A 12,367-nucleotide genomic window follows, 5' to 3' on the forward strand; every position below is an offset into this window, starting at 1 on the left:
GTGGCGTGGTCAGGTCTGCAGCTGGGTGCAGACGGACTTCACCTCGGTGTAGGCGTCGAGTGCCTGGTGGCCCATCTCGCGACCCCAGCCCGACTGCTTGTAGCCGCCGAAGGGCAGGGCGGCGTCGAAGACGTTGTAGCAGTTGATCCAGACGGTGCCCGCGCGGATCTTGCCGGCGAGCGCGTGCGCCTTGGAGATGTCCCGGGTCCAGATGCCGGCCCCCAGCCCGAAGTCGGTGGCGTTGGCCTGCGCGGCGATCTCGTCCAGGTCGGAGAACGGTGAGGCGACCACCACCGGCCCGAAGATCTCCTCCCGGACGACCTTCATCTCCGGGCGTACGTCGGTGAGCACGGTGGGCTGGACGAAGTAGCCCCGGTCTCCGTGCCGGTTGCCGCCGGCCAGCGTCCGGACGCCGTCCTCGCGTCCCGAGTCCAGGTAGCCGGTCACCCGGCGCAGCTGCTCGTCGGAGACCAGGGGCCCCATCTGCGTGTCGGGTTCCATGCCCGGACCGAGCCTGATGCCCCGGGCGATCTCGGCGACGCCTTCCACCACCTGGTCGAACCGGTCGCGCTGGACGAACAGCCGGGATCCGGCCACGCAGCACTGGCCGTGGTTGAAGAAGATCGCGTTCGCCGCGCCCTGGATGGCGATGTCGGGGTCGGCGTCGTCGAAGACGATGTTGGGGCTCTTGCCGCCGAGCTCCAGGGTGACCTTCTTCAGGTTGCCCGCCGCGGCGTGCACGATCAGCTTGCCGACCTCGGTGGAGCCGGTGAAGGCGATCTTGTCCACGCCGTCGTGCGCGGCGAGCGCCGCACCGGCGGTCTCGCCGTACCCGGGCAGGACGTTGACCACGCCGTCGGGCACCCCGGCCTCGGCGATCAGCTCCGCCAGCCGCAGGGCGGACAGCGGGGTCTGCTCGGCGGGCTTGAGGATCACGACGTTCCCGGTCGCCAGCGCGGGCCCGAGTTTCCAGGCGGCCATCAGCAGCGGGAAGTTCCACGGGATGATCTGGCCGACCACACCGACCGGCTCGCGCAGGGTGTAGGCGTGGAACGCGGCGCCCGGCATGTACGGCACCGACAGCGCGATCGTGTTGCCCTCGATCTTGGTCGCCCAGCCCGCCATGTAGTGGAACAGGTCGGCCGCCAGCGGAACGTCCGCGACCCGTGCCACGGCCACCGGCTTGCCGTTGTCCAGCGATTCGAGCTGGGCCAGTTCATCGACGTGCTCCAGGATCAGGTCACCGATCCTCCAGATGATCCGGCCCCGCTCGGAGGCGGTCATCCGTGACCAGGGCCCCTGCTCGAAGGCCTTGCGAGCGGCACGCACCGCCCGGTCGACGTCCTCGGCGTCGGCTTCGGCGACGTGCGCCAGGGTCTGCCCGGTAGCGGGGTCGGGAGTCGCGAAGGTCTTTCCGGACGCCGCGTCCACCCATTGCCCGCCGATGAACAACTTGTGGGGGGTGGTGATGAAGTCCTCGACGCTCTTTTCCAGGGTCACCGTCATCAGCGTCGGCTCCCTTCCTGTTCAGAGACGCTGTGCCGGACCGCGCACCGCCCTGCACCGCGAAACCGTCCGGGGTACGCCGGCGCTCGGCCCGATGAACAATTCCTCTCAATCAGACTACGGACGAAGTGAGAGCACAAGGACTGTCCTTCGCCCGGCCTCGGTCGCGTGGAATCCCCCGTGACGTCGTCGTCCGCGGGTGCGTCTGACGGAAGTTCGGCGTGGTGCGCGCGGATGCTCCCCGCGGCGTCCACACCCGCCCCGGCGCCGGGTCCGGACGCCCGGGCCGCGGCGAAGGCCGACTCCCCGCGCGTCGCCGTCCGCCGCGCCCCCGATATGGCCGTCCTCGACGCGGTGCGGCACACCCTCCTCCACGCCGGCCTCGATCTCACGCGGGCGGCACTATTGGATAGCGGTAGTATCCAACAATAGGATAGTGTCACTATCCAAAGAAGGGATACGCCGATGTCCGCATTCGTCGTTGAAATCGTTCTCGTGGTCGCCACGTTGGGCTTTCGCGCCCTGGGCGCGCTCGGCATCCGCCGGTTCGCCACCTGGCCCGCGAGCGCGGCACACGGGATGGCCGTCATGCTCGTCGTCACCGCCGCCGCGCATTTCGTCCCGGCGGGGGTGACCGTCATGCCCAACCACGCCGACCTGGTGCGCATGGTGCCGCCGGTCGTGCCGTTCCCCGGCGCCGTGGTCTACGCGACCGGCGTGCTGGAACTCCTCGGCGCCGTGGGACTCGTGGTCGCCGCGACGCGCCGGGCCGCCGGGATCAGCCTGGCCGCCCTCTACGTGCTGCTGCTTCCGGCCAACGTCTACGCGGCCGTCGCCGACGTCCCCTTCGGGGGCGGCGAGGCGACGCCCCTGTGGATCAGGATCCCGGAGCAGATCCTGTACATCACGGTCGCGCTCTGGGCGGCCGGCTCGGCCGACACGATCCTGGCGCGCCGCGCCCGGACCTCGCCGCGCTCCCGCGCCGGGAGTTCGGAGCCTGCGCTCCGCTGAGAATCCGGCGTCCCATCCGGGCACCGGGGCCGGGTGAGGGTCATACCGGGGCGGGAAGCGGGTCGCCCCCGACGGGAATCCGGGCCGGGCCCGAACGGGCGGGGGCCGGGAGCGACACGGTCATCGGCCGGACTCCCGTGCGGCTCGCGCCCACCGCTCGCGGCGGATCCCGGGATCGACCAGAACGCAGTCGCCGCACATGCCGCCGCCGGGCAGGCGGTAGAACAGGCAGCAGCTGCGCCGGGTGAAGACGGGATGGCCGGGGGCGGGTTCGGCCAGCTCGCCGGTACCGCGCAGCAGACCCGTGTCCAGCAGTTCGCGGCCCAGCGCCACGGCCCTGGCGGCGAGCCCGGGGCGGCGGCGGCCCAGTTCGAGGAGGGTGCCCGCCAGGGCGGAGGCCGCGTTGCCCCACAGCAGGCCGGGGGCCGTCGGCACGATCCGCCTGACCGTCTCGGCGAGTGGCTCCAGCAACCCGGTCACCACGGTGCGGTACAGCGGCCCGGCGATCCGCGCGGGGCCGCGGACCTCCCACCCTTCCAGGTGGGCGGCCCGCAGCGGCAGCGGGCCCTCGGCCACCGCCCGCCAGTGCACGTGCCGGGGAGCCAGGTCGATGAGCAGGTCGTGGGCGACCGCGGCGCCGAGGGACGGCGACCAGAGACGGGCGGCCAGCCCCTGGAAGAGGATGGAGGCGGCCACCCGTGTCTCCGCGGTGCCGAGCCGCCCGGCCGTGTCCGCGATCCGGGCCTCCACGGTGGCGGGGTCGGCGAGCAGGTCGGCGAGCGGCCGCCAGCCGGGTTCACGGGGAACCGGCCCGAGATCGAGGCCGAAGTAGCCCCCGGCGGCGGCCACGTCCGCGACCGCCGCGGCGACGACGGCCGGGGAGGCGGGAAACGGTCCCGGTGCTCCGGGCCGGACGGACGGCACGGCGACCACGTCCTCTCTGGAAGAGCCCGGGGAGACTCGTGAACCCAAGGCTCAGGAAGCCGAACCCCATGAAGCCCGGTCCCAGGAAGCCAAGACTCGTGAAATCAGGGCTCGTGAAATCAGGGCTCGTGAAGTCAGGGAAGAGCCGGGGAGACTCGGGGAGAGCCTCCAACCCCATGTTCACACAACGACCCCGCTCCCCCTCACTCGTCCCGGAGTTCCTCCGGCCGCAGCGTCCGGCGCAGGATCGGCCGGGCGGCCCGCGCCACCAGCACCGCGGCCAGCACCCCGATCCCCACCATGAGCACCGCCCGGGCGGCGGCGACGGCGAGCGCCCCCGGCGCCTCGAGGTAGCTGTCCCACAACGTCGAGACGACCACTGCCACCCCCGCGGCGGCGGCCACGACGCACACCGGCAGCGCCGCGATGAGCGCCTGCCGGGTGAGGACCCGGCCCAGCGCGGGACCGGGCGCGCCCGAGGCGGCCAGGGCGGCGAACGAGTGCCGGTGATCCAGCAGGTCCTCCGCCTGGTGCACCACGAGGGCGGCGGCCGAGGTGACCAGCGCGACCAGCAGGGCGAGGTCCACCAGCAGATAGGCCACGGCCCAGGAGGAGTCGAGGCCGCCCCGGACAAGAATGGACCCCTGCTGGGCGCCGACCGCGGAGCCGAAGAACACGGTCAGCCCCACCACCGACAGCGCGCGGGCCCACCCCCGCGGGTCGGCCCCGACCATCCGGGCGGCGAGCAGGGTCTCCGCCGCCCCGGCTCGGTCACCGATCCGCCGGGCGGCCACCCTGATCAGCCACGCGGCGCCGAGGACCAGGCCGAACAGCAGGAGCACCATGCCAGCCGTCATGGACAGCACCGCGGCGTACGGACCACCGGGGAACCTTCCCAGGCCGGCGAGCCCGGCGACGAGCAGCCCGGCACCCACCGCGACCAGCGCCAGATCGAGCGCCCGGGGACCGGCAGGGGGCGTCCGCCGGACCACGCCCAGCGGTGAGGTCACCACGTGCCGCCCCGCCATCAGCCCGGACAGCGTCCCTGCGAGCAGCACCGCGCCGAGGATCGCCAGGATCTGCACCGGCGGGACCAGGGGCACCGCGCCCTCCAGCGCCCCCGCCAGCGCCAGGTTCGCCGCCAGGTACAGCGCGACGCCGCACACCCCGCCCAGCAGGGTCCGCGACCCGCTCTCGTACGCCCCGAGCAGGCGCACCTCGCGCGGCGTGGCACCGGCCAGCCGGAGCGCGGCCAGCCGCCGCTCCCGCGTCGCGGTGGCCAGGCGGCTCACCTGGTGGACGAAGGCCATCGTGGGCACGACCAGCAGGGTCAGCGCCAGCGCGGTGAGCAGCCGCGCGTCCCGGCCGGAGAAGAAGCCCAGATACTCGAGCCGCGTCTCGACGAGGAAGCCCTCGGGGTGAACCGAGAAACCGAGCCCGAACGCCAGCAGGTTCGCCGCCACGCACAGCAGGAAGGTCGCGAGCGCCGCCCCCGCGGTCATGAGACGCCCCCGTACCCGCTCGCGCCGCGATCCGCCCCTGGCGAGCATCCGCATCACGGTGATCACACGGTCACCCCGGCAAGCCTGCCGTCGCGCAGCGCGATCTCCCGGTCGGCGTAGGCGGCCACCCGGTTGTCGTGGGTGACGATCACCAGCGTGGTGCCGTCCGCGCGGGCCGCGCCGGTGAGCTCGTCCATCACCCGCTCGCCGGCCAGCGAGTCGAGCGCGCCGGTCGGCTCGTCGGCGAAGACCACCCGCGGACCGGTGACCAGCGCGCGGGCCACGGCGACCCTCTGCAGCTGGCCGCCGGACAGCTCGCCGGGCCGCAGGTCCGCGCAGTCGGCCACGTCCAGCCTCTCCAGCCGGGACCTGGCGGCCAGCATCGACTCCTGGCGCCCGTGCCGGTTGAACAGCAGCGGCAGCGCCACGTTCTCCTCGGCGGTCAGCTCGGGGACCAGCCCGCCCGACTGGAAGACGACGCCGAAGCTCTGCCTGCGCAGCTTCGTGCGGTCGGCGTCGCCGAGGGCGTCGACGCGCCGCCCGTCGAAGTGGACCTCCCCCGACTCGGGACGGATGATCCCGGCCAGGCAGTGCAACAGCGTCGACTTGCCCGAACCGCTCGGACCGGTGATCGCGACGATCTCCCCGTCGCCGATCTCCGCGGACACGCCGTCCAGCGCGACGGTCCTGGCGAAGGTCTTGCGCAGCGCGCGTGCCTCAAGCATCCATCTCCTCCTTAAGATCCGCGAGTCGTTCCATGGCCGTCTCGATCCAGCGCAGGTCGGCGTCGAGGTGCTGGAGCGCGTAGTCGGCGGCGAGCACCTGCGCGGGGGAGCCCGAGGCCCGTTCCGCGGTGAGCTCGCGCATCCGCGCCAGATGGGCGGCGCGCTGCCCGGCCAGGTAGCCGTCGGCGGCGCCCCCGGCGACGATCGCCACCACCACGCGCGAGACGAGCGCGCTGGAGACGTGCGGCGCGGGCGTCTCCACCTGTTCCAGCCATCGGGCCAGCTCGGCCAGCCCCTCCTCGGTGATGGCGTACACCGTGCGCTCGGGACCGCCTTCCCGCACGGTCTCCGCCACCTCGGCGAACCCGTCCCGCTGCAGGCGCTGCAACGTCGCGTAGACCTGTCCGTACGCGAGCGGCCTGGCACCCGGCAGGCGCTGGTCGTGCTCGCGCTTGAGCTCGTACCCATGTTTGGGCCGCTCGGAGAGCAGCCCGAGCATGACGTGTCCGGTAGACATGATCGTGACTATACATCCGGTATATACATCAAGCGAATAGTCGGATGCCGATCATCCCGGCATCGCGGGGCATGACCGGGCGCGGCAGGGGCGAGTCCGGCGGCTCGCCCTGGCGTCGCGACGTTGCCCTGGCGCGTTCGTGGCACTACGGTTGAGTTCGTGACTGCCGGGTCGGCCTTGGGCCAACAGCGAGTAGGGCACCCGGCCGAGGCGTGAGCCCCGGGCGGGCCAGAGGCCCCCCTTTTCTTTTCCCTTCCGCGCGTTCGGCGCGACGTCTCTCCGTGGATCTCCCCTCCGTGGCCTCCACGTCTCATGTGACTTCCGCGCGTGGTCTCCACGTTCCCGTGGCTTCCACGCCCGCGTGACGCCCGCATGCCTTCGCGGTGCCGGTCGTCGCCGGTCACCGCGTGTTTCGCGCCTTTCACGAACCGGCCCCGGCGGTAGGTCGCCGGCCCGGCCGGTCGTCCGGCGTACCTTTCCCCGTTTCCCGCACCACGGCCGCGGTCGCCCCGTGGTGATTTCGTCCTGCCCTCAGGCGGCCCTTCGTCATGCCCGCGAACAATCGCGGGACCATCGATTTCGGAGAAGAAAACAGAGAATGCCCAATGAATTCAACCAGCAGATCATCGAGGAGTTCCGCGCCAACGGCGGGAAGGTCGGCGGCCCCTTCGAGGGAGCCCGGCTGCTCCTGCTGACCACCGTCGGGGCGCGTTCCGGCACCCGGCACACGACCCCGCTCGGCTACCTTCCCGACGGAGGCGGGCGGGTCCTGGTCATCGCCTCGGCCGGCGGCGCGCCGAACCACCCCGCCTGGTTCCACAACCTGGTGGCCAACCCTCTCGTCACGGTCGAGGACGGCCTCTTCACCTACGAGGCACGAGCCGTCGTCCTGGAGGGCGCCGAACGCGACCGCGTCTTCGCCCGAGCGGTCGAGGCCGACCCCGGGTGGGCCGACTACCAGGCCAGGACGGCGCGCGTCATCCCCGTGGTCGCCCTCCAGGGGGTCGACGGCGGGCCGCCGAAAGCGTCGTCGGCGGGCGAGACCCTCAAGCTGGTCCACGACGTGTTCCGGCGGGAGCTCGCCCTGATCCGCAAGGAGGTCACCGGGTCGGGTGCCGGCCTGGGCGCCCAGCTGCGGGTGAACTGCCTCACCCTCTGCCAGGGGCTGCACAACCACCACACCGGCGAGGACATCGCGATGTTCCCCTTCCTCGCCGGGCACCATCCCGAACTCGCCCCGGTCCTGGAGCGGCTGGGCCGGGAGCACGAGAGAATCGCGGTCCTCATCGAGGAGCTGCGGGAGGTCGTCTCCGCCGAGGGCACGGATCCCCCGCTCGTGCTCGCCGAGGTCGAGCGGCTCACCGACGAGCTCGAAAGGCACCTGACCTACGAGGAGGAGCAGCTGCTCCCGGTCCTCGGCACGTAGGCCCCGCCGCCCGCGTACCGGTGACGGCCACCGCCACCGGTACGCGGGTCACCTGCCGGCGATGCCGGCCCGCACGCGGATTCGCTCGCCCTGCAGCCCGAACAGGCCGAGGAGCTCGACCGGCTCCGGACCGGCGGCGGCCCACCCGTGCGGAGTGCGGGTGTCGAACTCGGCCACCTCACCGACTCTGAGGACGAGGTCGTGCTCGCCCAGGCGCAGCCGCAGCCGGCCGGACAGGGTGTAGAGCCACCCGTAGCCCTCGTGCGTCCGCTGTTCCAGCGGCGCGTCCCCGTCCGGCCTGCCGGGGATTATCTGCTTGTAGGAGCGCAGGCCGCCGAGATGGCGGGCGAGCGGCACGAAGGTCATGCCGTACCGGGTGAAGGGACGCATGTGCACGCGGGGGTCACCGGTCGCCGGCGCGCCGACCAGCTCGTCCAGCTGCACGCCGTACGCCTTCGCCAGGGGCAGCAGGAGTTCCAGGGTCGGTTTGCGCTGCCCGCCCTCCAGGCGCGAGAGGGTGCTGAGCGAGATCCCGGTCGTCTCGCTCAGCTGGGCGAGGGTGGTGCCGCGGGTGCGGCGCAGCGCCCGCAGCCGCGGGCCCACGGCGGTCAGCACGCTCTCGAAGGTGTCGTCTGCCATGCCTCTATTTGCCGTTCCGGCAAGGAACTTTGTCAAATTCGAGGGCGAGGGCGGACCATTTGCGGTGAACGGAGGTATCCCACATGACCGAACGAACGGAACAGACGGTGGCCGCCACCCCCTCGGCATCCTCAGCCTCCCCGGACGGGGAACGGCGTTACGAGGTGGTGGTCGTCGGCGGTGGCGCCGCCGGGTTGAGCGGGGCGCTGACCCTGGCACGGGCACGGCGCTCGGTGCTGGTGATCGACGCGGGCCGGCCGCGCAACGCTCCGGCGGCCCACGTGCGTTCCTACCTGACGCGCGACGGCGTGCCCCCTGCGGAGCTGCTGGCCACGGGGCGCGCGGAGGTGACCGGCTACGGCGGCGAGATCGTGCGGGGCGACGTCGTGGCGGCCGAGCGGCTGGAGGCCGGGGACTTCCGCGTCGTCCTCGAGGACGGTTCCTCGGTCGTGGCGGACCGGCTGCTGGTGACCACCGGCCTGGTCGACGAGCTGCCCCGTGTGGCGGGGCTCGAGGAACGGTGGGGGCTCGACGTCCTGCACTGCCCGTACTGCCACGGCTGGGAGGTGCGCGACCAGGCGATCGGCGTCCTGGCCACCGGACCGCTCGCGGTCCACCAGGCCCTGCTGTGGCGGCAGTGGAGCGAGGACGTCACCCTCTTCCTGCACACCGCGCCCGGGTTCGGCGCCGAGGAGTACGAGCAGCTGGCCGCCCGCGGCATCACCGTGGTGGAGGGGCGGGTGGCGGCGCTGGAGGCGGCGGACGACCGGCTCACCGGCGTACGCCTGGCCGACGGCCGGGTGATCTCCCGCCAGGCCCTCGTGGTGACGCCGCGCTTCACCGCCCGCTCCGGCCTCCTCGCCGGCCTGGGCCTTGAGGCGACCGACCAGGAGATGGGCGGGCACGTGGTCGGCAGCCACATCGCCGCCGACCCGTCCGGGGCGACGGCGCTGCCCGGGGTGTGGGTGGCCGGAAACGTCACCGCCCTCACCGAGCAGGTCATCGGCGCCGCCGCCGCGGGCGTGCGCGCCGGCGCGGCGATCAACGCCGACCTGGTCGCCGAGGAGACCCGCCGGGCCGTGGACGCCCGCCGCTCCGGCCGGCACGAGCACGAACACGCCCGGGGCGGTACCTCCACGAAGGACGGCGCCCTCCCGGAGGAGGAGTTCTGGGACCTCCGCTACGGCGAGAGCGACCAGATCTGGAGCGGGAACCCCAACGTCATCCTGGTCCGCGAGATCACCGGCGTGGAGCCGGGCAGCGCCCTGGACCTGGGATGCGGCGAGGGAGCCGACGCGATCTGGCTCGCGCGGCAGGGATGGCGCGTCACCGCCACCGACATCTCCGGCGTCGCCCTGGAGCGCGCCGCCCGGCACGCCGCGGCCGCGGACGTCGCCGGCCGCGTCGACTGGCAACGGCACGACCTGGGAGCCTCCTTCCCCGACGGCGTCTTCGATCTCGTCTCCGCCCACTTCCTGCACTCCCCCGGCGACATGCCGCGCGAGAAGATCCTGCGGACCGCCGCCGCGGCGGTCGCGCCCGGCGGGACGCTCCTCGTCGTCGGGCACGCGGGGTTCCCCGCCTGGGAGCACAACCCCCACCCCGACGTGCACCTCCCCACGCCGGAGGAGGTCCTGGAAAGCCTGGAGCTCCCGGAAGGGGAGTGGGAGGTGCTGCTCTGCGAGGAACACGACCGGATCCAGAACGACCCCGACGGGCGGCCCACCACCCGCAGGGACAACGTCCTCAAGGTCCGGCGGTCGAGCGGGTGAACGGCTGAGCCCGCCGGGCCCGGGTTCCGTACGGTGACGTGGCGGGGGCGGCCTCCGGCAGGCCGGAGGCCGCCGCCGGTGCGGCGCGTCAGTGCAGCCCTCGCTTGCCCGGTGTCCAGAACGGCTTGACCTTGATCGAGGTACGCGGCCAGTTGCGCTCGCGCACGAGGTGGTCGCGGACCATCTGGCAGGTCCTGGCCTCCCCCGCCACGTAGGCCGCCCCCGTGCCGCCGGGAAGGTCAAGGTCGGCCACCGCCGCGAGCAGCGTCCGGGAGGCGGCGGCCGGCGCCCCGTCACGGTGTACGCGGCGCAGCCGGTGGGGGCCGGGCACCGGCACGTCGTGCTCGGCGGAGTCGCTTTCCAGCACACCGTGGACCCGCGCCGAAGGCCCCAGTTGCCTGATCATCGGCCCGAAGGCGGCGCTCGCGGTCTCCTCTCCGACGAACAGGTGGAAGGGGGCGTCGCGGACGAAGAAGTCTCCCTGGGGCCACCAGAACGTCACCGGCTCGCCCGGACGCACCTCACGAGCCCACTTCAGGCCGATGCCCTCGCCCTCGTACAGGTGCACGCGGAGCTCCAGCGCCCGCTCCTCGGGAACGAACTCCCAGATCGTGTAGGTGCGCAGCGTCTCCGCCGGGCGCAGGATCCCGTACACCGACAGCGGGTCGTTGATCTGGATCCTGATGTGCTGGCCGGGGGCGTAGGGGAAGGTGATCGGCCCGTCGGCGACGAGACGGATGCGGCGCATCGTGGGGGTGACCGGTTCGGCCTCGGTGACGGTCGCCTCCGCGACGTACTTGGCGAAGGCGCTCGCCAGCGGGTTACGCGTTCGCCGGCTCATGTCAGGGCCTCCCCGCACCCGCCGCGCCGCACGCCGGCGAACCTGGCGACTCCCCGCCACGCGCGTCCCGCGATCGGGATCGACGACGCGAGGACGATCCTCCGTTGACGCTCCATCACCATCTCCCTTGATTCTCTAGTTTGATTTAGAGGCTCTAAGGAAACATAGATGGCCTAGAGTGTCAACGTCGCCGAGTCACCGGGAAGAACGAGGGGGAACGATGGCCGCGCGGACCACCGATCGACGGGACAGGCTCAGGCGGGCCACCGTGGCGGAGATCCACTCGGCCGCGCGCACGTTGCTGATCACGCACGGGGCCGCGGCCGTGACGATCAACGCCGTCGCCCGCGAGATGGGGATGAGCGGCCCCGCCCTCTACCACTACTACTCCAGCCGCGACGAGCTGGTCGGAGCGGTGACCGCCGACTTCTTCCGGGAACTGACGGCGACGTTGCAGGCCACGCGTGACGCCCACGCCTCGTCGTCTCCCGCCCGCCGGCTGCTCGCCACGAGCCGGGCCATGCGGAGCTGGGCGATCACCCATCCCGCGGAGTTCGGCTGGGTGTTCGCCAGCCCGATCCCGGCCCCGAAGGAGCGGCGCCCCGGCTCACCCCGGTATCTGGCCGGGCGGGACTTCGAGGAGGTCTTCCTGGAGCAGGTCGTCGACCTGTGGGAGACCGCGCCGTTCCCGGTACCGCGGCCGGAGGACCTGGCGCCCTCCCTGCGCGCGCAGGCGCGCGACTACGCGGCCGAGATCGGCGGGCGCCTGCCCCCCGAGGCCGTGCACGTCTTCCTGTCCTGCTGGATCAGGCTGTACGGGCTGCTGTGCATGGAGGTCCTGAAGCAGCTGGACTTCGTCTACTCCGACCTCGAACCGGTCTTCGAGGAGTGCCTGCGGGACATCTGCCCCACGCTGGGCCTGGAGTACGAGCCCCCGGCACCCGCCCGGTGATCCGGCGGCGGATCGTGATCCGCCCGTTCCCCGCGGACCGGCTGCCGCCGGCGAGCCGCGAACCAGACATGACGATCACGACCTACCGCCGGAGTACCGGACCGTGGCCTGTGAGGGCACACGGGATCTCCCGGGAAATTCTGCGCGAGGATGTCGAGAACGCGGCCGCGACTCCGACTCCTCGGTGACCGGCCGAACCGAGACCGGCGATTTTCGAGGAGACACGAGCATGCGGCCCACGAGGACGAGCACCCTGAAGGTGCCCGGCGCGACCCTTCACCACGAGATCCGCGGCTCGGGCCCGATCCTGCTGCTGATCTGCGGCGGGGTCTACGACGCCGCCGGATACGCCGAACTGGCCCGGCGGCTCGCCGACCGCTACACGGTGGTGACCTACGACCGGCGCGGCAACTCGCGCAGCCCCCTGGACGGGCCGCCGGAGCCGCAGAGCATCGAAACGCACGCCGACGACGCGCACCGCGTGCTGGTGGAGGCGGGCGTCACCGCCGACGAGCCGGCGTACGTCTTCGGCAACAGCTCCGGTGCGATCAT

The 12,367-nt window shown here is 72.6% G+C and carries 12 protein-coding genes; 5 read left to right on the plus strand and 7 right to left on the minus strand.

Annotated features, from left to right (window positions below; all coding sequences use genetic code 11):
* Window positions 1–9 precede the first annotated feature (9 nt).
* Window positions 10–1,506, minus strand: a complete 1,497-nt coding sequence (locus AB0G15_RS35550; protein WP_362848637.1) for an aldehyde dehydrogenase family protein — start codon at window positions 1,504–1,506, stop codon at window positions 10–12.
* Between the two features lie 465 nt (window positions 1,507–1,971).
* On the opposite strand from AB0G15_RS35550, the gene AB0G15_RS35555 reads away from it, so the two are divergent.
* Complete coding sequence (locus tag AB0G15_RS35555) at window positions 1,972–2,517, plus strand: hypothetical protein (protein ID WP_362848640.1); 546 nt, start codon at window positions 1,972–1,974, stop codon at window positions 2,515–2,517.
* Between the two features lie 120 nt (window positions 2,518–2,637).
* Here the strand turns inward: AB0G15_RS35555 and AB0G15_RS35560 are convergent, their stop codons facing one another.
* From AB0G15_RS35560 to AB0G15_RS35575, 4 genes are all read right to left on the minus strand, one after another.
* Entirely contained in the window at window positions 2,638–3,441 is an 804-nt protein-coding gene (locus AB0G15_RS35560; RefSeq protein ID WP_362848643.1) for a (2Fe-2S)-binding protein, read from the minus strand.
* Window positions 3,442–3,644: 203 nt separating this feature from the next.
* A complete protein-coding gene (locus AB0G15_RS35565; protein ID WP_362848645.1) occupies window positions 3,645–5,009 on the minus strand; it encodes an FtsX-like permease family protein in 1,365 nt (454 codons plus the stop codon).
* A complete protein-coding gene (locus AB0G15_RS35570) occupies window positions 5,006–5,668 on the minus strand; it encodes an ABC transporter ATP-binding protein (protein ID WP_362848648.1) in 663 nt (220 codons plus the stop codon). Before AB0G15_RS35570 ends, AB0G15_RS35565 begins: the two co-directional genes overlap by 4 nt.
* A complete protein-coding gene (locus tag AB0G15_RS35575) occupies window positions 5,661–6,185 on the minus strand; it encodes a PadR family transcriptional regulator (protein ID WP_362691776.1) in 525 nt (174 codons plus the stop codon). The genes AB0G15_RS35570 and AB0G15_RS35575 overlap by 8 nt, the downstream gene beginning before the upstream one ends.
* Window positions 6,186–6,783: 598 nt before the next feature.
* Here AB0G15_RS35575 and AB0G15_RS35580 point away from each other — a divergent pair.
* On the plus strand, window positions 6,784–7,611 hold the full coding sequence (locus tag AB0G15_RS35580) for a nitroreductase/quinone reductase family protein (RefSeq protein ID WP_362848650.1): 828 nt from the start codon (window positions 6,784–6,786) through the stop codon (window positions 7,609–7,611).
* A gap of 48 nt (window positions 7,612–7,659) precedes the next feature.
* Here the strand turns inward: AB0G15_RS35580 and AB0G15_RS35585 are convergent, their stop codons facing one another.
* Window positions 7,660–8,250 (minus strand): helix-turn-helix transcriptional regulator, encoded by a 591-nt coding sequence (locus tag AB0G15_RS35585; RefSeq protein ID WP_362848653.1) that lies wholly within the window; start codon window positions 8,248–8,250, stop codon window positions 7,660–7,662.
* 83 nt (window positions 8,251–8,333) lie between these two features.
* On the opposite strand from AB0G15_RS35585, the gene AB0G15_RS35590 reads away from it, so the two are divergent.
* Window positions 8,334–10,022: an FAD-dependent oxidoreductase gene (locus AB0G15_RS35590; protein ID WP_362848656.1), complete on the plus strand. Its 1,689-nt coding sequence runs from the start codon at window positions 8,334–8,336 to the stop codon at window positions 10,020–10,022.
* An 88-nt stretch (window positions 10,023–10,110) separates the two neighbouring features.
* On the opposite strand, the gene AB0G15_RS35595 is transcribed toward AB0G15_RS35590, so the two are convergent.
* A complete protein-coding gene (locus AB0G15_RS35595; RefSeq protein ID WP_362848659.1) occupies window positions 10,111–10,863 on the minus strand; it encodes a siderophore-interacting protein in 753 nt (250 codons plus the stop codon).
* A gap of 220 nt (window positions 10,864–11,083) precedes the next feature.
* Between AB0G15_RS35595 and AB0G15_RS35600 the strand changes: the two genes are divergently transcribed.
* Window positions 11,084–11,815, plus strand: a complete 732-nt coding sequence (locus AB0G15_RS35600; protein WP_362848662.1) for a TetR/AcrR family transcriptional regulator — start codon at window positions 11,084–11,086, stop codon at window positions 11,813–11,815.
* A 229-nt stretch (window positions 11,816–12,044) separates the two neighbouring features.
* On the plus strand, window positions 12,045–12,367 hold a 323-nt coding region (locus tag AB0G15_RS35605), incomplete at its 3' end, for an alpha/beta fold hydrolase (protein WP_362848665.1).

Source organism: Streptosporangium sp. NPDC023825 (assembly GCF_040639575.1).
GTDB lineage: Bacteria > Actinomycetota > Actinomycetes > Streptosporangiales > Streptosporangiaceae > Streptosporangium.